Source organism: Lacticaseibacillus manihotivorans DSM 13343 = JCM 12514, assembly GCF_001435035.1.
GTDB classification, from domain to species: Bacteria; Bacillota; Bacilli; order Lactobacillales; family Lactobacillaceae; genus Lacticaseibacillus; species Lacticaseibacillus manihotivorans.
This window is the reverse complement of record NZ_AZEU01000043.1, coordinates 1-20871: the sequence shown is the minus strand read 5'-3', so window position 1 is coordinate 20871 and position 20871 is coordinate 1. Positions and strand designations below refer to the sequence as shown.

26 protein-coding genes are annotated in these 20871 nt (G+C 47.4%); 23 read left to right on the top strand and 3 right to left on the bottom strand.

Going from position 1 to position 20871, the window contains the following annotated elements:
- The first annotated feature begins 63 nt into the window (after window positions 1-63).
- The 17 genes from xrtG (at window position 64) to FD01_RS02890 (ending at window position 12943) form a co-directional block, all read left to right on the top strand.
- Window positions 64-582: an exosortase family protein XrtG gene (gene xrtG, locus FD01_RS02960; RefSeq protein WP_225436258.1), complete on the top strand. Its 519-nt coding sequence runs from the start codon at window positions 64-66 to the stop codon at window positions 580-582.
- Window positions 583-1938, top strand: coding sequence for a TIGR03111 family XrtG-associated glycosyltransferase (locus tag FD01_RS02955; RefSeq protein ID WP_263862577.1), 1356 nt, complete (start codon window positions 583-585; stop codon window positions 1936-1938).
- Window positions 1931-2311 carry a 6-carboxytetrahydropterin synthase gene (locus FD01_RS02950; protein WP_243681437.1) on the top strand — a complete coding sequence of 127 codons (381 nt, stop codon included), beginning with the start codon at window positions 1931-1933 and terminating at the stop codon, window positions 2309-2311. The genes FD01_RS02955 and FD01_RS02950 overlap by 8 nt, the downstream gene beginning before the upstream one ends.
- Before the next feature lie 9 nt (window positions 2312-2320).
- A complete protein-coding gene (locus tag FD01_RS02945; RefSeq protein ID WP_225436165.1) occupies window positions 2321-3511 on the top strand; it encodes a glycosyltransferase family protein in 1191 nt (396 codons plus the stop codon).
- A 203-nt stretch (window positions 3512-3714) separates the two neighbouring features.
- Window positions 3715-3903 (top strand): hypothetical protein, encoded by a 189-nt coding sequence (locus FD01_RS16495; RefSeq protein WP_235802920.1) that lies wholly within the window; start codon window positions 3715-3717, stop codon window positions 3901-3903.
- A gap of 80 nt (window positions 3904-3983) precedes the next feature.
- Window positions 3984-4220: a DUF1146 family protein gene (locus tag FD01_RS02940; RefSeq protein ID WP_054717110.1), complete on the top strand. Its 237-nt coding sequence runs from the start codon at window positions 3984-3986 to the stop codon at window positions 4218-4220.
- A gap of 124 nt (window positions 4221-4344) precedes the next feature.
- The gene (gene mreB, locus FD01_RS02935) at window positions 4345-5334 is read left to right on the top strand and encodes a rod shape-determining protein (RefSeq protein ID WP_054717113.1); all 990 of its coding nucleotides are present in this window, start codon (window positions 4345-4347) and stop codon (window positions 5332-5334) included.
- A gap of 151 nt (window positions 5335-5485) precedes the next feature.
- Window positions 5486-5656, top strand: coding sequence for a DNA-directed RNA polymerase subunit beta (locus FD01_RS15630; protein WP_082611661.1), 171 nt, complete (start codon window positions 5486-5488; stop codon window positions 5654-5656).
- A complete protein-coding gene (gene yidD / locus FD01_RS02930; protein WP_054717116.1) occupies window positions 5656-5955 on the top strand; it encodes a membrane protein insertion efficiency factor YidD in 300 nt (99 codons plus the stop codon). The genes FD01_RS15630 and yidD overlap by 1 nt, the downstream gene beginning before the upstream one ends.
- Entirely contained in the window at window positions 5948-6169 is a 222-nt protein-coding gene (locus tag FD01_RS02925; protein WP_054717119.1) for a DUF2969 family protein, read from the top strand. The genes yidD and FD01_RS02925 overlap by 8 nt, the downstream gene beginning before the upstream one ends.
- A gap of 601 nt (window positions 6170-6770) precedes the next feature.
- Complete coding sequence (locus FD01_RS02920; RefSeq protein WP_082611662.1) at window positions 6771-7907, top strand: FtsW/RodA/SpoVE family cell cycle protein; 1137 nt, start codon at window positions 6771-6773, stop codon at window positions 7905-7907.
- 122 nt (window positions 7908-8029) lie between these two features.
- Window positions 8030-8701, top strand: a complete 672-nt coding sequence (locus tag FD01_RS02915) for a zeta toxin family protein (protein ID WP_054717138.1) — start codon at window positions 8030-8032, stop codon at window positions 8699-8701.
- Complete coding sequence (locus FD01_RS02910) at window positions 8698-8883, top strand: hypothetical protein (RefSeq protein ID WP_056962523.1); 186 nt, start codon at window positions 8698-8700, stop codon at window positions 8881-8883. The genes FD01_RS02915 and FD01_RS02910 overlap by 4 nt, the downstream gene beginning before the upstream one ends.
- Window positions 8884-9260: 377 nt before the next feature.
- Complete coding sequence (locus tag FD01_RS02905; RefSeq protein ID WP_054717141.1) at window positions 9261-10082, top strand: MetQ/NlpA family ABC transporter substrate-binding protein; 822 nt, start codon at window positions 9261-9263, stop codon at window positions 10080-10082.
- Window positions 10083-10238: 156 nt separating this feature from the next.
- On the top strand, window positions 10239-11060 hold the full coding sequence (locus FD01_RS02900; protein ID WP_056962522.1) for a MetQ/NlpA family ABC transporter substrate-binding protein: 822 nt from the start codon (window positions 10239-10241) through the stop codon (window positions 11058-11060).
- A 144-nt stretch (window positions 11061-11204) separates the two neighbouring features.
- A complete protein-coding gene (locus FD01_RS02895) occupies window positions 11205-12257 on the top strand; it encodes a methionine ABC transporter ATP-binding protein (protein WP_056962521.1) in 1053 nt (350 codons plus the stop codon).
- Window positions 12254-12943 carry a methionine ABC transporter permease gene (locus tag FD01_RS02890; protein WP_056962520.1) on the top strand — a complete coding sequence of 230 codons (690 nt, stop codon included), beginning with the start codon at window positions 12254-12256 and terminating at the stop codon, window positions 12941-12943. The genes FD01_RS02895 and FD01_RS02890 overlap by 4 nt, the downstream gene beginning before the upstream one ends.
- Before the next feature lie 55 nt (window positions 12944-12998).
- On the opposite strand, the gene FD01_RS02885 is transcribed toward FD01_RS02890, so the two are convergent.
- From FD01_RS02885 to FD01_RS02875, 3 genes are read right to left on the bottom strand one after another with little or no spacing between them, the layout of a single operon-like run.
- Entirely contained in the window at window positions 12999-13532 is a 534-nt protein-coding gene (locus FD01_RS02885; protein ID WP_056962519.1) for a DNA-3-methyladenine glycosylase I, read from the bottom strand.
- 9 nt (window positions 13533-13541) lie between these two features.
- Window positions 13542-14192 carry a TetR/AcrR family transcriptional regulator gene (locus tag FD01_RS02880; RefSeq protein WP_054717147.1) on the bottom strand — a complete coding sequence of 217 codons (651 nt, stop codon included), beginning with the start codon at window positions 14190-14192 and terminating at the stop codon, window positions 13542-13544.
- Between the two features lie 51 nt (window positions 14193-14243).
- Window positions 14244-14732, bottom strand: coding sequence for a GNAT family N-acetyltransferase (locus FD01_RS02875; protein ID WP_054717149.1), 489 nt, complete (start codon window positions 14730-14732; stop codon window positions 14244-14246).
- A gap of 103 nt (window positions 14733-14835) precedes the next feature.
- Here FD01_RS02875 and FD01_RS02870 point away from each other — a divergent pair, with 103 nt between their 5' ends.
- The 6 genes from FD01_RS02870 (at window position 14836) to sufB (ending at window position 20765) form a co-directional block, all read left to right on the top strand.
- Window positions 14836-15714 carry a LysR family transcriptional regulator gene (locus tag FD01_RS02870; RefSeq protein ID WP_054717152.1) on the top strand — a complete coding sequence of 293 codons (879 nt, stop codon included), beginning with the start codon at window positions 14836-14838 and terminating at the stop codon, window positions 15712-15714.
- 229 nt (window positions 15715-15943) lie between these two features.
- Window positions 15944-16711 carry a Fe-S cluster assembly ATPase SufC gene (sufC, locus tag FD01_RS02865; RefSeq protein WP_054717155.1) on the top strand — a complete coding sequence of 256 codons (768 nt, stop codon included), beginning with the start codon at window positions 15944-15946 and terminating at the stop codon, window positions 16709-16711.
- Window positions 16704-17717: a SufD family Fe-S cluster assembly protein gene (locus FD01_RS02860; RefSeq protein ID WP_054717159.1), complete on the top strand. Its 1014-nt coding sequence runs from the start codon at window positions 16704-16706 to the stop codon at window positions 17715-17717. The genes sufC and FD01_RS02860 overlap by 8 nt, the downstream gene beginning before the upstream one ends.
- Entirely contained in the window at window positions 17710-18906 is a 1197-nt protein-coding gene (locus FD01_RS02855; RefSeq protein ID WP_054717162.1) for an aminotransferase class V-fold PLP-dependent enzyme, read from the top strand. The genes FD01_RS02860 and FD01_RS02855 overlap by 8 nt, the downstream gene beginning before the upstream one ends.
- On the top strand, window positions 18893-19336 hold the full coding sequence (gene sufU / locus FD01_RS02850; protein WP_054717165.1) for a Fe-S cluster assembly sulfur transfer protein SufU: 444 nt from the start codon (window positions 18893-18895) through the stop codon (window positions 19334-19336). Before FD01_RS02855 ends, sufU begins: the two co-directional genes overlap by 14 nt.
- Complete coding sequence (gene sufB / locus FD01_RS02845; RefSeq protein ID WP_056962518.1) at window positions 19329-20765, top strand: Fe-S cluster assembly protein SufB; 1437 nt, start codon at window positions 19329-19331, stop codon at window positions 20763-20765. The genes sufU and sufB overlap by 8 nt, the downstream gene beginning before the upstream one ends.
- The last annotated feature ends 106 nt before the right edge of the window (window positions 20766-20871 follow it).

The following is a 20871-nucleotide window of genomic DNA, read 5'->3' as shown; positions in this document are numbered from 1 at the left end:
TTTATTTTGTCTGAGTGCTAACGATAGTGGCTAACTTGATTGTAAAACGCGGGGTTTTATTTTATCGCTGGTAGCGCCGGGCTTTTTCTGGTATTAATGAGCTTAGCGGATCCTTATTGGGTGTGGCTGTTTACCCATGCGGTGATTCAAGGTGTCAACTTGATCGCCGGCGATATTCTGGGATGGGTGCAGATCACCATCCGCACTGGGATGGTGTACATCAACAATCCCACCAACGTCGTGCAAATGAGTATCGACTTTGAATGCTCTGGGATCATTGAATCCATGGCGTTGATCGCGTTGATCAGCTTTTTCCCAACGTATGCGCGCAAAGAAAAAGTGTTTTACGGCGTATTTGGCATGGTGTATATCTACTTGGCTAACGTGATCCGCTTGTTAACAGTGATCGCCATCGTCCATTTTGGTGGCAGGAGTACTTATTACATCGCTCATGCCATTATCGGGCGGTTAGTGTTTTATGTGCTGGTGATCGCGCTGTATTATAACGTGTTCACGTATTCGCAATTAGCGCGCGGCATTTATCGCGGGCTTGAACAGCGTTTAGAAAAAAAGGAGTCGTAATTGTTTGAATATTGGCTGAACTTAACCATTTTTCAAATGGGTTTTTGGATCACTTGGACCTTGATCCCAATCGTGGTGGAAATTATTCCAGCGATTTGGTCGACGATCCAACTCTTGTGGCAACACGCCCATGCCCCACGTTTAATTTCCCCGGCGAAATGGCCGATGGTGTCGATCATTGTGCCAGTGTATAACTCAGAAGACACCTTGTTTGCTTGTATCGCCAGTCTTGAACAGCAGACTTACCCAAAAGATTCGATGCAGATCATTTTGGCTAACAACCACAGTACCGATGATTCATTCGGGGCCTTTGCCCAAGCGCAAAACACCTTTCCGGATTTGATCTTGCGTTATGTCAATACCGACAAAGGCAAAGCGTCAGCATTGAATACGGCAATTTATGAAAGTATCGGGACTTATGTGATCAACATCGATTCTGACGGGACTTTGGCGCCTGATGCAGTGCATAACATGATCTTGCGCTTTGAAAATGATGCCAGCGTGGCGGCGATGACCGGGGCGATCCTCCCGCGCAAAGACCTAGTCGTCGGCATCAAATCGCGGTGGCATCGCCTGATCGCCAAAAACGAATACTACGAATATGCCCAAGCTTTCTTATCTGGGCGGACGATCGAATCTAACAAAGATCAACTGTTTACGATGTCAGGGGCGTTCTCTGCATTTCGGCGTGAAGTGTTGATGGAAACTTATTTGTACAACACCGATACCATTGGCGAAGATACCGATATGACGTTTCAGATCCGTACGCGACTTGGCAAGAAAGTCGTGATTTGTGCGGATGCGATTTTTTACATCGAACCGATCGCCGGCCTGGGTGAGTTGTACATCCAACGCCAACGCTGGCAGCGTGGGGAATTAGAAGTCGCGCAGCATTATATGAAAATGACCGCTGGCTTGAATCTGATTTTGAAGAATTTCTTAGTGCGGCGGATGATCATCGATCACACCTTTTTGTTTCCGCGGTTGATTTGGACCATTGCCAGCATTGTGTTGGTGAAGTTCGGCTATCCGCTGGGTGTGATGTTGTTGAGCTACTTTGCGATTTATCTGTTGTATGTGTTCGTGTCTTGGATCAATTTCTTATCGGTCCGGGTGATCTTGGCGCCACATCCCAAAGAAGTGCAGTTTTATACGCATTTGTGGTGGGTAGCGTTCACCTTGCCGGCATACAATTTGATCTGCAGCGTCATCCGCTTGATCGGCGTGATCAATGGCATGACCACCAAAGCCAGCTGGCAATTGCGGCGCTTTGATGAAGAAACCAGCGCCGTCAAGCAAGTGTTGAAACAAGATGTCAAAGCCTTGCGCGAGAAAAAAGAGGAACATCATGAGTAAAGTCTATTCATACAAATTAAAATCTTATCTCAACGCCTCCCATGCGGTGCGCTGGAAAGGTGGTACTGGGCAAGTCCATAACCACACTTGGGAAATTGTTTGTGAACTGCACACCATTCAGGATATGGTGGCGTTTGATCGCTTGGAGCAAGCCTTGCATGGCGTGTTGGACAATTTATCTGGCAAGTTTTTAAATGATTTACCAGAATTTGAAACCGTCAATCCCTCCGTCGAAAATGTCGCCAGTTACTTATTTGACCAAATCGATACGGTATTGCGTGCAGAAGGGGCAAGGCTAGTCCGCATTGAAGTCTCTGATTCACCGACGCGCGCTTATTGTATCGATATTCGCGACACCCCATTACCGGATTAAGGAGTAGCTGTGCGTAAACTGTTTAATTTCAGCAATCATGTGATCAATGGGATCTGGGCGGCGCTGTTTGGGCTGACGCTGTATTGTGCATGGACGCTCAGTAATCTAACTATTGGTGATAATTGGAAATATGGGCAAAGCACCACGATGATTTCAACGGGCTTTGTGATTGCCGTGGTGGTTTTGGCGATTTCACTATGGGCGTTTGAGCCATTTGCTCAGTTGATGAGAAAGATTTTTGTCACTAATCAATTGCGGACTGCAAGCATTTTGTTCGGATTGGTTGTCTTCGGTCAAATCATCTTCATTGCCTTTATTCATCCAGTTTCCGGTTTTGATGCTGGTATGCTTCATTATGCAGCGGTTAGCGCTAAACACACCAAAGAAGTTGGCGTGACTGCGTACTATAGTTTAAATCAAAATAACTTACCGATTACGTTGGTGATGCATTGGATGACAGAAGTCTCTGGATTGACATCATGGGAGTTCTTTGACTATGTAACGTTGGTTTTTGTTGACATCTCTGCATTACTTAATTTTGCAACGGCATACTTGTTACGTAAGCCAGCCCTCGGTTCAGCCATATATATCCATGCAGCGTGGTTAGCAGTCTTTCCTTCAATTATTATGCCGTATACGGATTGCTGGGTATTGCCATTGGTATCTTTGCTATTGTTGGGATATGCAGGACTGGAAAAGTCGCAGTCAATGGCTGTTAAGTCCTTGATATATTTAGGTCTGGGTATCGATACGTTGATTATTTATTTTACCAAGCCTAGTGCATTCATACCCTTGATTGCAATGATCATTGTTGCTAGTTTATGCTGGTTAGTTGCCTCCAAACATTTCACCAAGCAGGGTATTATCACGGTCGTAACAGCTTGCGTTTTTTTTGTCGGAGGTGCCGGCCTGACATACGTTGGAATTACTAACGTTGTCAAGCATCAGACATGGATTCAAGTGGATGATTCTCGAAATATTCCAGCGATTCATTTTGCTGCGATGGGCGTATATGGCGAAGGGGGATATAGTGAGAAGCAAGCCATTATGATGGCTGTACTGCCGACTAAACAGCAGAAAACTGATTACTCGATTAAGATGCTTAAGAAACGTTTGAAGCAGCTTGGACCAACTGGTTATATACGTTTTTTGATGTATAAACAAGGAAATAATTCTCGGATGGAACTTTTGGTTGGCTAAAAGAAGGTAATTTCTTTAGAGCGAATCAAAAACCTAAAGAGCGAAATTTCACTGAACTCCTTGAAAATTTCATATTTTTGTATGGTCGAAATGTTGAGGACTTCAGATTTCTTGCTCAAGTTTGGTGGGTTTCGGTACTATCAATCATTGCGATAGCAGCAATCGGTTATTGTTCCAAGACGCAAATGATGTTGAGGCTTTCAATGGTCGGTGGATTTATGTTTTTACTGCTGTTTGAAGGGGGCCGGTCGCGCTACTTAATTCAGTATTTGCCGGTATTGCTGATCCAAGCCAGTTTAAGTCTCAAGCCTGCAATTTTTCGAATTCGCAGATTATTCACCTGGGGCAGTGATAAAATTCTCGATCACCCCGATGCCCAGTCAGAGGTTTAATTTTCTTCAGCATTTTCGCCAACAGCCGCGCAAAGTCGCGGCTGTTTTGCTATACTAGTTTCAGAAAATGGAGGGCGATCATGTATCAATCAATGGGATTATCCGGATTTTTAACCATCGTGTCACATGTGTTGTTCATCGCCATCAGCTTCCGCTTATTGTCGGCGTTGCGATTTGACAAGTTTTTGCGGCCAAACCACGTCGGAGCGAGTCGCTTATTATTGTTGTTTATCGCCATCGCCATCGGTTATAACGTGTCACAATTTTTCTTGTCAGTCTTGTCGGCGTCGGCCAACTTGCCTTACTTGTTGAAGTAGTCAGTGGTATGGCACGCTCACGGTTAAGGAAATCTTAGTTGAGGCAAGGCTTGTGCTATGGTAAAATTGATAAGTTGAAGATAATGGCCTGCGTGGGCTTAAAAGTGGATCAAGGAGAGAAATAATGGCAAAAGACATCGGCATCGATTTGGGGACCGCGAACGTCCTCATCAATGTAAAAGGCAAAGGGATCGTGTTGAACGAACCATCTGTCGTGGCAATCGACACCAAATCAGGCAAGGTTTTAGCAGTTGGGACCGAAGCTTATAAAATGGTGGGCCGTACCCCTGGTAACATCAAATCGATTCGCCCGTTAAAAGACGGCGTGATCGCAGACTTTGATATTACTGAAGCGATGTTGGAATATTTCATCAACAAGCTGAATGTCAAAGGCTTCATGTCTAAGCCAAACATCTTGATCTGCGCCCCAACCAATGTCACTTCCATCGAACAAAAGGCGATCATTCAAGCCGCTGAGAAATCCGGTGGCCATCGCGTCTATTTGGAATTCGAACCAAAAGTGGCCGCTGTTGGTGCAGGACTCGACATTTTCCAACCCCAAGGCAACATGGTTATCGACATGGGCGGTGGCACTTCTGATGTCGCGGTGTTATCCATGGGCGAAATCGTCACCAGTCGTTCTCTGCGCTTAGCCGGGGACAAAATGGATGCCGCCATCGCCGCTTATGTCAAAAACAAGCACAAGCTGTTGATCGGTGAACACACTGCCGAACAAATCAAGATTCAAATCGGCGCGGTTTACGAAGCTGATCCTGAAGAAACCATCGAAGTCCGCGGCCGCGACATTGCGACTGGCTTGCCACGCGAAGTCATCGTCACCAGCGCTGAAGTCTCTGAAGCCTTGCATGACACGATGATGCAAATCGTCGCTGCGGCTAAAGACGTCTTGGAACAAACCCCACCAGAACTTTCTGCCGATATCATCGATCGCGGCGTGATGTTAACTGGTGGTGGTGCCTTGCTGAAAGGCATTTCCAAGTTGTTTGCCCAAGAACTCAAAGTGCCAGTGTTGTTAGCCGATGATCCATTGGACGCCGTGGCCTTAGGGACTGGCGTGTTGCTCGACAACATTGCGCATCATAAACAATATTAAACCAGAGCGTTTTGAACCGCACTTAAGGCTGTGGCTAGCGTAGGGCGAGTGCAGGGCCGCAAAGCGGTCCAAGTGAGTCCTAGCTAGACATCAGCCTGTTGGTTCAAAAAAGCTCGACGAAAACCAGTTGATGATTTAAGGAGGACCGCCAATGAGTACCAGTTATGCGAATCGCATTTTGAAAAAAATTGCTTGGGGCGTTTTATTTGCCATTATCGCCTTGATCATTGGTGCTATGGTGGGCTTTGCCATCGGTGGCGGCAATCCTTGGGCAGTGTTTTTACCAAGCACTTGGCTGCACATCACTGATTTCTTGAAATAATGAAATACCTTTTAATGGCGCTGGTGAGCTTTTACAAAGCGGCAATTTCACCACTTTTGCCGCCAAGCTGCCGCTATTATCCGACTTGTTCGACTTACACCTATCAGGCGTTGGTCAAACATGGCGCGCTCAAAGGCAGCTTGATGGGGATCGCGCGGATTCTGCGGTGCAATCCTTTTGCCAAAGGTGGCGTCGATCCGGTGCCGGATTACTTCACCTTGCGCCGCAACCCTGACCCAGATAAAAATATTGATGAAACCATGAATTGGGAACATTACCACGGAGGCAATAATGGCTAAGGAACAAAAGATTCAAGTCGTTCAAGAAGATGTGACCCGTAACGGGCATACCGTATCCGTCTTGACCGTCAACAAAAACGAAATCGGCTATGTCGAAACTGTCGAAGGACGTTTCAACGCATATTTAGCCGGTGAAAGTCGGGCGAACCACTTCAAGTCGATGGACGACGCGGTCAACTTCTTGATCAGCGAATTTCACCTCCACCACAGTTAAGACAAGCTTACGATTGCCACGCCAGGATAGCTTTTTGGCGTGGTTTTTGTTGTAATAGGGGTGGCACGAAAATCTGGTGGCTCTTGTCAGCTAGCGTCACTGCGGTGAGCGAGACCAGTTGCCGGTGCGGCCGGCTACAGAAATCGGCCTAAACCGCCGATGTTCTTACGCCTAGATTTTGAACCAAAGAAAATCACTTTGTTTCAAAATCTGCCGGTGAAATCAAGTTAGCCACCAAAAAGCGGTGTCTACCTTGATTTCACTGCCACGGGCAATGGTCTCGCTCACCTCCGTTTTGCCAGCTGATTTCTGCCAACCGATTTTCTGGGCTAGTCATTCAACTCTCGGATCATCAACTTATCGATGACGATGCTAAAACGGTTGAACGATTCAATTGTATAGTTAGAGTTGTAATCAACTAGACAATCAGGTGGGTATGAAATTTTGACTTTCGATCAGAAACTGACGAGCTAGCTGAAGGGCGAAAGTCAACATGCCACCCTAGTACAAGAAACATGATTAAGGAGTTGAACTCTTGGCACAAGAAGTGACTGAAAATAGAAACGAAAACCGCATCGATTACGGGATCATTTTATCGGTGATGCTGTTGGCCTTGATCGGGATGGCGGCGATTTATATGGCCGTTGTTCATGATTCGTCTGCTAGTTCGTCGCCGACCCGCGCGATGATCATGCAAGCAGTGTGGTATGTGATCGGTGGCATCGGGATCTTTTTCGTGATGCAATTTGATGCGGAACAACTTTGGCGGGTCGCCCCGATTTTGTATGGCTTGGGGATCTTCTTACTGATTGCCGTGTTGTTCTTGTATTCGCGCTCTGTCGCCGCGTCGACTGGGGCCAAAAGTTGGTTCAGCTTAGGGCCGATCACCTTCCAGCCTTCAGAAGTGATGAAGCCGGCGTATATTTTAATGTTGGGCCGAGTCGTCACACAACACAACACGCAGTACTCACATTCAACCGCTAATGACTGGCGCTTGATCGGCACCATGTTCTTGTGGACGTTGCCGGTTTTGATCTTAATGTTATTGCAACATGACTTTGGGACCATGCTGGTGTTCTTGGCCATTTTTGCTGGGGTGGTGTTGGTTTCTGGCACGACTTGGAAAATCATCGGCCCAATTGCTGGTGGTGCAGTTGTCATTGGCGGCGGGGCCATTGTGATGGTCACCCAAACTTGGGGCCGGCACATTTTGGAAAAAGTCGGCTTTCAAGCTTACCAGTTCTCTCGCATCGATTCCTGGATGAATCCAAGCGGAGCGACCTCAGGCGATTCTTATCAGTTGTGGCAATCGATGAAAGCCATCGGGTCTGGCCAATTAACGGGTAAAGGTTTCAACAACTTGAAAGTGACCGTGCCTGTGCGCGAATCTGATATGATTTTCTCCACGATTGGTGAAGCATTTGGCTTTATCGGCTGTGCGGTGGTGATTTTGCTGTACATGTTGTTGATCTATCAAATGATCCGCGTGACCTTTGATACTAAAAACGAATTCTATGCGTATATCTGCACCGGTGTCATCATGATGATCTTATTCCACGTGTTTGAAAATATCGGCATGAACATCGGGTTACTGCCTTTGACTGGGATCCCGTTACCCTTTATCTCACAAGGGGGCTCGTTCTTGCTGGCGGATATGTTATGTGTGGGGATGGTGCTGTCGATGCGGTTCCATCACCAAAGCTACATGTTCTCTGGCGATAGCGAAGGTTTTGAATAAAAAGTTTTGGACGTCTGGCTACGGCTGGGCGTTTTTTAATCTACTGAGCTAAAAGTAGCCAAACCGGGTCAAATCATTTACAATGGCTTAAACGATGTCTTTGCCACTTTGGAGGGTGAAACATGGATGATGAATCTGTGCAATATGCAAAAGCGCACCGGAAAGAGTTCCTTAATCGAGTCATTGATTCAATTGAACCGAACCAAGAACCAAAATCAGCTATTTTCATGGCTGGGATTCCCGGAGCTGGGAAAAGTGAAGTCGCGCGAGGCTTTCAAACTATGATAACGAATGTTGCCAGAGTCGATGCCGATCAGTTTCGTGAGTATTTCCCGGGATATCATGGTGATAACGCAAAAGATTTTCAACGAGGATCATCGTTGCTGGTTGATTTTGTGTACAACAAACTCATCGACCGTAAGTATTCTGTCATTCTGGATGCGACATTCGGGTTCAATAAAGCACTAGACAACGTCGAGCGTGCAGTAAGACATGGCTATGTCGTTACAATTTGTTATGTCTGTCAGGATCCTGTTGTAGCTTGGCATTTTATTCAAGGTCGAGCGCGTGCAGAAGGTAGAGTAGTTCCGGCAGAGGCGTTCATCAACACTTATTACCAATCGCGTCAAAACTTTTTGGCGGCTGTGGCTAAGTATGGTGAACAAATTGACGCAATGATTGTATATAAAACGTTTGATAATAATATTGCAGATTTTAGTGATAGTGTTCAAAATCCTGAATTGGTATTGCCGCCACTTTACAGTTTGGAAGAGTTGAAAGGAGCCATATTATGACCAGAGAAGAATTAGCTCGTCAAAAAGGTTTAGCTGCAGAAATTATCGCCAAATATCATGGAAATTTTGCTGAGTTGCAAACACAAGGTACCAGTCGAGAACTCAAAACTTTCATGATGTATATCGCGAATAACGCCAACCATCTCCAGCGGGTGACGATGGGTTTAGACGACCCAGATTGAGGAAAACTCATTTTTTTCTCATTAAGTGTTGACATTTACTCATTTACTGTGTAACATCATAGACAATTCAAAGCAACAAACGAACGATGTGAGAGAGATAGTGCGTGAGGCTGTACAGAAAACCCGGATTGCTGAGAGCGGGGTAGCGAGCACACTTGAGAATGGCTCACGGATCGGTGCACCGAGGGACTTCCTAAGGCTGCAATGGGTGGCGACCATTATCTCGCACGCGCGTTGTTTGACGCGTTAGTGAGGACAGCATGGCTGTCGAATTAGAATGGTACCGCGGGATCAACCGCTTCTAACTTTTGTTAGGAGCGGTTTTTTGTTTGTTGCAAAAAATACTTAGGCATTTATTTTATAGGGGGATTTACGAAATGAAATTGTGGAAGAAAATTGTTGCCAGTGTGGCAATCGCATTACCAGTGTTCGCTTTAGCCGCTTGTGGCAACTCCAGTAGCTCAAGTTCAGCCAACAAAACGGTTAAAGTTGGGATCATGACCAACGATAAAGAAATTTGGCAAGATATCCAAAAGCGCCTCAAGAAACAAGACGTCAACATCAAGTTAGTTGAATTCACTGATTACAACACACCAAACAAAGCGTTGGATGATGGCGATATCCAACTCAACTCCTTCCAAACCATTCAATTCATGGACGCTTGGAACAAAAAGCATAAAGACACGATCACCTCTGTTGGGAACACTTACCTCGGCCCAATGCGCGCTTACTCCAACAAGATCAAATCCTTGTCCGCTTTGAAGAAAGGCGACACGGTTTCGGTTCCTAACGATGCTGCCAACGAAGGCCGTGCTTTACAACTGCTCGAACAAAAAGGTTTGATCAAGCTCAAGTCTGGTGTGACCAACCCAACTACTCGTGACATCACCGAAAACAAGTTGAACTTAAAGATCACTGAACTCGACGCTGCCCAAACTGCTCGCTCCATGAACGATGTGGATGCTGCCATCGTTAACAACGATATCGCCGCTGCCGCAAAGCTCACCCCAAGCAAAGCCATCTCCGTTGAAAAGATCGGCAAGAACTCCGCACCATTTATCAACATCATTGCTGCGGCTTCTAAGAAAGACAAGAAGAACGCCACTTACAAGAAAATCGTCAAGGCTTACCAAACTAAGCAAACTGAAAAGTTAATGAAGAAGTACTACAAAGGCTCCACAGTTCCAGCCTGGAAGTAACCAGAACAGAACCAAGCGGGTTTAGGCGAGTGGGTAGCCTAGCTTCAGTAGTTGGGCCGGTTTTTGGCCCGAGTGCTGAAGCGTAGCTAGACGTCTCGCCGTTGCTTGGTGGCGTTCGACGAAACAAAGTCCAATTAAAAAAGAAGGTTATTGCTTATGAAGTTATGGAAGAAAATTATTGCCACCGTTGCTGTGGCCTTACCAGTTTTAGCCCTTGCCGCTTGCGGAAATTCCAGTAGTTCAAATTCTGCTGACAAAACCGTCAAAGTGGGCATCATGAGCAATGACGTGGAGATCTGGACCAACATTCAAAAACGGTTAAAGAAACAAGGCGTTAACATCAAGTTGGTGCAATTCACCGATTACAACACGCCAAACAAAGCGCTGCAAGATGGCGACGTTGACTTGAATGCGTTCCAAAACTACACTTTCTTGGATGATTGGAACAAAAAACATGGCACCAAGATCGTCTCCATCGGCGACACTTACCTCGGCCCGATCCGCGCATACTCCACTAAGATCAAATCGCTCAATGATTTGAAAAAAGGTGACACGGTATCCGTACCAAACGATGCGTCTAACGAAGGCCGGGCATTGAACCTTTTGGCCCAAGAAAAAGTCATCAAGCTCAAAGCTGGGGTCAAGAGCCCATCAACGGCTGACATCACGGAAAACAAGTTGAACTTGCAGATCAAGCCACTGGATTCCGCTCAAACTGCGCGTTCGATGAATGATGTCGCTGCCGCTGTCGTCAACAACGATATCGCTGCTGCAGCCAAGCTGAAGATCAAAGATTCCATCGCGGTAGAAAAAATCACCGACAAGTCCAGCCCTTACATCAACTTCATTTCCGCAAAGTCGGCGAAGGATAAGAAGAACAAGACGTATCAAAAAATCGTCAAGGCTTATCAAACCAAAGAAACCGCGAAGTTGATGAAGAAGGTTTATAAAGGGACCACGGTGCCAGCTTGGAAGTAGTCTCCAGAGTGGCCGCGACGATCACAAATTTTTGCACCTGTCGCAGCAGCTTGCGATTGTGGTAAACTAGATAACGCTGAGCGGCACGCAATGTTGTGCCGCTTTCGTTTGTAAAATGCGACGAGAAGAAACGAGGAAGAATGCATGGCAAAAGAAGCAGTCATCACGTTAAGCGACGTGGATGTACAATTTCGTGAAAAAAACCGTAGTGTCCACGCGGTCGATCACGTGGATCTCACCGTTGAACGCGGGGATATTTATGGGGTGGTTGGCTACTCTGGCGCCGGCAAATCAACGTTGGTGCGCACCATCAACTTACTGCAACGCCCCACTAGCGGCGCGGTGAATGTGTTAGGCGAAGACATGTTGGCACTAAGCCCCAAGCAATTACGCGGGGAACGCAAGCGCATCGGCATGATCTTCCAGCACTTCAACTTGATGAACTCGTTGACCATCGCGGATAATGTCGCTTTCCCATTAAAAGGCATCAAACCCAAAGCGGAAATCGACCAAAAAGTGCAAGAAATGTTGAAGCTAGTCGGCTTGGAAGACCGGGCGACCGCTTTTCCAACGGAATTATCTGGTGGGCAAAAGCAGCGTGTCGGCATTGCCCGGGCGTTAGCATCAGATCCTGAAATTCTGATTTCTGATGAAGCCACTTCGGCACTTGATCCCAAAACCACCAGCTCCATTTTGGAATTATTGAAAGAACTCAATGAGACCTTGGGTTTGACCATTGTGTTGATCACCCATGAAATGGAAGCTGTCAAACAGATCTGCAATAAAGTGGCAGTGATGGATGCCGGTCGGATCATTGAACGTGGGAGCTTGTTGGACATTTTTGCCAAGCCGCAAGAACAATTGACCAAAGACTTCATCGATACGACCTTGCAATTGGATGCAGCCATCGAATCCGTCCGCAAACAACCAGCTGTGGCGCACTTACAAGGTGCGGATCAATTGGTGCGCTTGACTTATCTTGGCGCGTCCACTGATCAGCCATTAGTTGCTACGCTGTACAAAGATTTCAACGTCACCGCCAATATTTTGTTCGGGGACATTCAAATCTTGCAAGGCACGCCATTTGGAAACTTGATCGTTGTATTGTCTGGTACGCAAGCCGATATCGATCGCACCTTCAAGTACTTGGCTGACAACGATGTGCAAGTGCAACACATTACCACGGAGGCAGAATAATGAGCTTTTTTGAACACTATTTACCAAACGTTGTGCCGATTTGGAATGGCGATGGCGGCTTTGTGCAAGCCATTTGGCAAACCTTGTACATGACCATTGTGACCATGATCGTATCCGCTATTCTCGGCTTGATCTTAGGGGTTTTGTTGGTGTTGTGGGATGATCACGGCTTGTTGCAAAACCGCGTGGCGTATTTCATTTTGGATAAAATCGTCAACATTTTCCGGGCAATCCCATTTATCATTTTGCTGGCGGTGATGTATCCGGTGACCCATGCCATTGTCGGCACTGGGATCGGCGCGACTGCGGCCTTAGTCCCATTGATTGCAGGGACTGCCCCATTCTTCGCGCGCCAAGTGCAAAACGCCTTGGTCACGGTTGACCCTGGTGTGATCGAAGCCGCTGAAGCCATGGGTATCAGTCCTATGGGCATCGTCTTTCGCGTGTACTTGCGAGAAGGCTTAGGCGAATTAGTCCGCGTCACTGTGCTGACGGTGATTTCTGTCGTCGGCTTAACCGCCATGGCTGGTGCCGTTGGTGGTGGTGGTTTAGGGAACATGGCCATTGCAATGGGTTACCAACGCTTCCAAAACGATGTCGTTTGGGTCGCAACGATCCTCATTTTGGTCATGGTTTTCATCTTCCAATTTGTTGGGGATATCATTACCAGAAAATTACAGCATTAACAACCAAAGCAAATCAAAAGGCCGTCGAAATTTTTCGACGGCCTTTTGTGTACGATTAGAAACGGTCATTCACGAGTCCTGCCGCTTGCAAGAAGCTGTAAGTGATCACAGGCCCCACAAATTTGAAGCCGCGTTTTTTTAAGGCTTTGGCGACAGTTTGTGAAAGCTCAGTTTGAGCGGGGATGTCGGCGTTTGATTTTGGATGATTGATAATCGGCGTATGATCGACGAACTGCCAGAGAAAGGCATCAAAGCTGCCGAATTCTGCTTGGACTTTTTGAATCGCTCGGGCGTTGGTGATCACACTGTTCAGTTTATTGCGACTGCGGATCAAGCCTGGATTTTCCATCAAGGCATCGACATCTGTTGAGGTCATCTTGGCAACCGGCTCGATCTTGAATTGATGAAAGGCGTCAACAAAGGCTTCACGCTTTCGCAAGACAGTCAGCCATGATAAGCCTGCTTGCATGCCTTCAAGCGTCAACAACTCAAATAGTTTTTGATCATCGTGCTCGGGGAATCCCCATTCGTCATCATAATATTTGCGCAGCAGTGGATCTGAATCTGGCCAAAACTGGTTATCTGCCATGTGATCCTCCTAAGCACTGAATGCTTTCAACAAGGTTTCAACGATTTCATCCGTCGACTTTTCAAAATCAAAAGTGGCGGCACCGGCCGGCATCATCACGACTGGTAGCGCGTAACCTAAGACGGTGCTACCGATCAATCGAAAAATGCGCGTATCTTCCCAATTCACCATTTCCCCACGCGCTTGAAATTGGTGCAATGCTGGCAAAAAGCCGTGGCTAAATTGGCTATGAAGCGTGGTGAGTACATTTTGCAACAAGTCTTGGCGGACGAATGCTTGTTGGGCAAAGACGCGGATGATCGCGCGATTGTCTAAAGCAAACTGTAAGCGGTCAGCCACGACAAAGCGCAATAACGCCTCTAAGTGGTCGAATTGGTCCGGCTTGATTTGATCGACGAACTCTGCGGCGACTTCTGGCACCACCGTATCGGTCATCGGCTTTAAAATCGCAGTTAAGATCTCTTCTTTGGTTCGAAAGTGTTTGTATACCGTGCCTTCAGCCACACGCGCCCGCTTGGCAATATCGGCAGTTGAGGTATTTTCAAACCCTTTTTCGGAAAATAATTCCAAACAGGCGGTGAGCACGGCTTGTTGTTTTTCCGAAAGTTCTGAATTTTGCAGGGTAGCAGTAAATAGGGTGGAAATTGTATTCACAGACATGGCGGCTCCTTGTGGTTTCAATTGCTTTCAGCATACCACAGGCAGGTGCGCTTACGCTAAATTCAACGCATAAAAGCGGCTGTGCCGGTCAGGAAAAGCGTACGCCACTCCGAGTTGATCAAACGAAATTTGTTTGAAGCCTTGTCGTTCATAAAATTGATGCGAGCGGTGCTCAGCTTCTGGCGTGTCTAATACCAGCCGTTTGAACTGGTGCGCTTGCGTATAAGTGAGTAAGGTTTGATACAACTGCCAACCTAAATGCACCGCCCCGCCGCGAAATTGGGGATAAGTGAAGAACTTTTTCAAAACGGCGGTGTGGTTATTCACAGGTAACAGTGCAATACAGCCGGCCACATGGCCGTCTTGTGTGGCGACCCAAAATTGGCCACCGCGCGCTTGATAGTAATCGGAAATCATCAAAACATCTGGTTGTTCAGCCATGGTGATGCCCAGATGTGCTTCTGTGTTTTGACAATAAAGGATCAAGTCGATCAATTCGGCAGTCGTGTGTGGATCAAGTGTAAACGGTAAAATTTGCATAGTCGTCTCCCATTTCAATTCAATATCTGTTAGTCTAATGGTGGCGGATGCTTCAGTCCAGTCGAAACATTTGCACTAACACTTCAAAAAGGTTGAACGAACGATGGACCTGAAATATTTAAAAACCGTGCAAACCATTCAAGCTGCCGGTTCTTTTCAAAAAGCGGCAGCCTTATTAAACTACGCACCATCGACTGTGACTTTCCAAGTGCAACAAGTGGAAGCCCAACTCGGCGTGCGCTTATTCACCAAAGTTGGGCGCCAAATGGTGTTGACGGCACAAGGGACGGCGGCGATGCCATTGATTGACCAACTCTTAGCCGATGAAGCGGCATTAGAACGTTTTGCTCAAAATGCGGACGGGCCAGTGGGACGCTTGGTCGTTGCAGTGCCAGAAACCTTGTTGACGTATCAGCTGCAAGGCGTTTTACATGATTTCAAAGTGCAAGCTCCAGGCGTCGAGCTCGTGATCCGAGTGCTGAACTGCTACGACATTTATGCCCAGATGGCAGATGGCCAAGTGGACTTAGCGGTGCATTATGATGTGCGCGATTATCCCGCTAGCATTCACACTGAAGTTTATGGCGAATATGAACTGGCGTTGGTAGGCAGCCCCACGTTGACTGCACAACAACAAGATTTCATCACGCCAGGCCAAGCCAAGACGGTGTGCGGCCTAATGAATGATCCGCATGCGCGGTATTTAGAATTGTTCAACGCTTATTTAGCCGCCAGGCGCATCCGCTTGCAACCGAATATGGAATTGTGGAGTATCGAAGCGATTCGCAACTCGGCGATTTCGGGTTTAGGGGTCGCGTTTTTGCCGAAGTTTTGTGTGCAAGCGCAGCTGGATGCCGGCGAATTGATCGAAATCCCCACGGCAATCGCAACCAACACCTTGACAGCAGTGTATGCATATCGGCAATTAAGTGTGGCTGGCGCATTATTTACGCAGTTATTGCGGGAATCAGCTCAAAAATAAATTGGCATTATCTGTGTAAAAGTTGTGCGAATCCGTGTAAAAACTTGTGGTTTGTCACATCTCACATTATTTTCAAATTTTTTAGCCATCTAAGAAAGCGCTACGAATGGCTTTCCGGTGCTTTTTGACACAAGAATTATGACAATTTTTTAAAATTCACGATTTGCCGCGCGCAATCGATTATCTTACAATAAACAATACGAACCATAATACATAGGAGGCGACGGTTGTGACCACATTAAAGATCACGGATCTACACGTCAAAGTTAAAGAAGAACCAGAACATCCAGAAATTCTCAAAGGGGTCAACTTAACCGTATCCACCGGTGAGATCCACGCCTTGATGGGCCCAAACGGTAACGGGAAATCAACGTTAGCCGAAACCATCATGGGCAATCCCAAGTACTTGGTGACCCAAGGCGACATCACCATTGACGGCGAATCCATCAAGGATTTAGGCGTCGATGAACGCGCCCGCGCTGGCTTGTTCTTAGGCATGCAGTATCCGGCAGAAATCGCTGGGGTCACCAACGCCGAATTCATTCGCGCCGCGATCAATGCCCGCCGGCCGGAAGATGACCAGATCTCGATCATGAAGTTCCTCAAAGAACTCGATGCCGCCATGGACTTTTTGAAAATGCCTGAAGACATGGCCGATCGCTATTTGAACCAAGGCTTCTCTGGTGGTGAAAAAAAGCGCAACGAGATCTTGCAAATGATGATGATCAAGCCGAAATTCGGGTTGTTGGATGAAATCGACTCAGGTTTGGATATCGATGCCTTACGCATTGTGGCCAATGGCGTCAACAAAATGCGCTCCCCAGAATTTGGGACCTTGATGATCACCCACTACCAACGCTTACTCGATTACATTGTGCCTGATTTCGTTCACGTCATGAAAGACGGCGAAATTATTGAAACTGGTGGCGCCGAACTCGCAAAAGAATTGGAGAAAACCGGCTACGAACACCTCAAAGCAGGTGACGCCAATGCCTGACTTGCACTTACCAGACACGCCAAAGATCCCCTTGGCGCGCTATTTAAAACAAGCCAAAGATGACACGAAAGCCCAAGCCTCAGTGGTTGCACCGGATAGCGTAAAAGTGTCGACTGATTCGACGATGGCCATGACCGAAGCCTCCAGTTTGGACACCTGGCTGCAAACGGCACCGCAATCCCAAACCGAAATCACGATCCCAGAAAACTACAATGATTCAACGCCGATCAAAATCGTTGGTCCAAAAACCACTGGCGGCAACGTGTTGATCCATGTCGGCGCCAATGCCCATGTGGCTTTGCAAGAACGCTGGGCGTCAAGTGGTGACATGTTAGGCGTTTCCGTTGAACTTGATGCGGATGAAGGTGCGCAAATTGATTGGTTGAGCTATGACGCTTTTGATGCGGACATGGTGATTTTGCAACGCTACGCCCGCCTAGGCAAAGATGTGCATTTGAACTGGACGGTAGCCGGCTTCTCCCATAACTCAGGGGCAAGCTTGTTGACCACTGATCTCAATGGTTCCGGCGCTGAAGCGACTGTGAACGTTGGGGTGTTAGCTTCAGCCAAACAACACATCGGCTATGTCACTGGCATCACCAACTATGGTGAAAAAACCGTTGGCCACATCAACCAACGCGGTGTTTTGGTGGATAAAGCCCACTTGGCATTCAATGGCGTCGGCCATATCGTTCAAGGCGCACGTGGTTCTGATTCCCAACAAGAAAATCGCGTGTTGATGTTATCCGAAGCCGCTCGCGGGGATGCCAATCCGATTTTATTGATCGATGAAAATGATGTCACTGCTGGCCACGCGGCTTCCGTATCCCGTGTTGATGCGGTGCAAATGTATTATTTAATGAGCCGCGGGGTGCCAGAAGCGATCGCCAAGCGCTTAGTGATCCGCGGGTTCTTGGAAGTAGGTTTAAGTGAAATCGCCGATTCTGAATTACGCGATGAACTGTTTAAGACAATTGATGAAACGTTGGTGAATGCTGATGCGTGAGAAATTTCCTTTTTTTGAAGCTCATCCTGAGCTGGTTTATTTAGATTCAGCGGCCACCAGTCAAAAGCCGGCCAGTGTGCTCAAAGCGTTGCAAGATTACTACATCAACGACAACGCCAATGTGCATCGTGGGCTTTATAAACTGGCTTATAACACCACTGAAGGCTTTGAAGCTGTGCGTGGCAAAGTCGACAACTTCATTCATGCCAGTCGCCCTGAAGAAATCACCTTCACCCGCAGCACCACTGATGGGTTGAATTTGGTGGCATCAAGCTTTGGCGCCATGGTGGTAAAACCTGGAGACGAGATCTTAGTTTCTGGGGCCGAACATCACTCCAACTTTATTCCTTGGCAACAACTCGCGCATCGCGTCGGTGCTAAGTTTGTGATTGCGCCAGTGAAGGCGGATGGTGATACTGATGTCGACCAATTGAAGAAACTGATTTCCCCCAAAACTAAAATTTTGGCCGTGGCTCAAGTCACCAATGTTTCCGGCGGCTTAGTGCCAGTGCGGCAACTCGCTGACTTAGTCCATGCCCAAGGGGGTTACATTGTCGTCGATGGGGCTCAAGCCGTGCCGCATATGCCAGTGGATGTCCAAGCAATCGATGCGGACTTTTACGCCTTTTCCGGGCATAAAATGTATGGACCAACCGGTTCTGGTGCGTTGTACGGTCGTTACAAGTTCTTTGAAGCGATGCCCCCAGTGCAGTTTGGTGGGGAAATGATCGATGAAGTCCAAGATCAAACCACTAGTTGGGCGGAAGTGCCATTGAAGTTTGAAGCCGGCACACCAAATATCGCCCAAGTCTTTGGGTTAGGCGCGGCGATCGATTTCATGCAACAACTCGATATGCCACAAGTGATGGCTGAAGAAAATCGGCTGGTCAAAAAGTTGCGCGCCGGTTTGTCAGAAATTGAAGATATCGTGTTATATGGCAGCGACGACAGTTTATCGACGGTCAGCTTCAACTTACAAGGCATTCATCCCCATGACCTCGCCACGTTCTTAGATGAACAAGACATCGCGGTCCGCGCTGGCCATCACTGTGCGCAACCGTTGATGGCGCGCTTAGGCATTCCAGCGACTGCTCGCGCTAGCTTTGGGGTTTACAACAACGATGCCGATGTCGACAAACTGGTGCAAGCAGTCGGTGAAGCAAGGAGGTATTTCCATGGCCTTGACTAAACTCGATCAAATGTATCGCCAAGTGATTTTAGATGAGGCGTATCATCCGCGCCACCATGGCAAGCTCGACGCGCCAACGCATGAAATCACCTTGCGCAACCCTAGCTGTGGGGATGTGTTGACGCTGGATCTGAAAGTCGCAGACGGGAAAGTGACCGATGCCGCGTTTGCAGGTTCTGGTTGCACGATTTCTCAAGCTAGCGGGAGTTTGATGACGGATCAAATCATCGGCCACACCCCTGATGAAATCCAAGACATGGTGGCGACCTTTTCAGATCTCGTGATCGATGGCGAAAATGAACATGAAGACGTGCTCGGCGATGCCGCCATTTTAAAAGGCGTCCATCAATTCCCAGCGCGCGTCAAATGTGCGATGCTCGCCTGGAAAGCCGCTAGCCAAGCATTAACGGAAGGTGAAGCGAATGCCTGAAACCAAAAATACCAAAAATAACGAAACAGTTGCCGATACGGTTGATTTCTTACCGACAGAAAATCCTGGCGACTTTCACGATGATATCGACCCCGTCTTTGATACTGGTCGCGGCTTGACTGAAGACATCGTCCGCGCGATTTCCGCTGAAAAAAAGGAACCGCAATGGATGTTAGATTTTCGCTTGAAAGCCTATCACACCTACTTGAAAATGAAGGACCCAGACTTTGGCCCAGATCTGTCTGATTTGGATCTGGATCGGATGCGCTACTATATCAAAGCCACCGATAAAACTTACAAAGATTGGGAAGATGTCCCAGACGACATTAAAAATACCTTTGATCGCTTAGGCGTCCCGCAAGCTGAACGTAAATATTTAGCTGGGGCTTCAGCGCAGTATGAATCCGAAGTCGTGTATCACAACATGCACGACGAATTTGAAAAGCTCGGGATCATTTTTGAAGACATGGATTCAGCCTTAAAAGATTATCCTGACTTGGTCAAACAATACTTCGGGACCTTGGTACACCCAACTGACAACAAATTTGCCGCGTTGAACTCGGCAGTGTGGTCTGGCGGTTCCTTCATTTATGTCCCTGAAGGTGTGCAAACGGATGTGCCGATCCAGTCGTACTTCCGCATCAACGCTGAAAACTCTGGACAATTTGAACGCACCTTGATCATTGTGGCGCCAGGCGCTCACGTCAATTACGTCGAAGGCTGTACCGCACCGTCGTACTCTAGCGATTCACTGCACGCGGCTGTGGTTGAAGTCTTTGTGCAAGATGACGCCTACTGCCGCTACACTACGATTCAAAACTGGTCCAAAAACGTCTTCTCCTTGGAAACCAAGCGGGCGCAAGCGTTGAAGAATGCCACCATGGAATGGGTTGATGGGAACTTAGGCTCCAAGACCACCATGAAATACCCAAGTGTGTACTTGGATGGCGAAGGTGCGCGTGGCACGATGTTGTCTGTGGCTGTTGCCGGTGAAGGTGTCGACCAAGATAACGGCGCGCGCATGATTCACAATGCGCCAAACACCAGCTCCAACATCATTTCCAAATCCATTGCCAGAAATGGTGGCCGCGTTGATTATCGCGGCACGGTACGCTTTACGAAAAAAGCCGCCAATGCCTTTTGTCATGTGGAATGCGATACCATTTTAATGGATGAAAAATCCAAATCCGATACCATTCCCTATAACGAAATTCACAACGCGACGGCAGCGATGGAACACGAAGCCAAAGTCTCCAAGGTTTCTGAAGAGCAATTGTACTACTTGATGAGCCGTGGGATCTCTGAAGCCAAAGCTACAGAAATGATCATCATGGGCTTTGTTGAACCGTTTACCAAAGAGTTGCCGATGGAATATGCGGTTGAATTAAATCGTTTGATTGGCATGGAAATGGATGGCGGCATCGGGTAAGATCTTTTTCTCTGATATGACGTAGAATTAACGATGATGCAAAATAAAAAACCCGCAAATTGCAAGAACAAGTTAGCCACTCCGTGGCACGACACCGTGAGGCGAA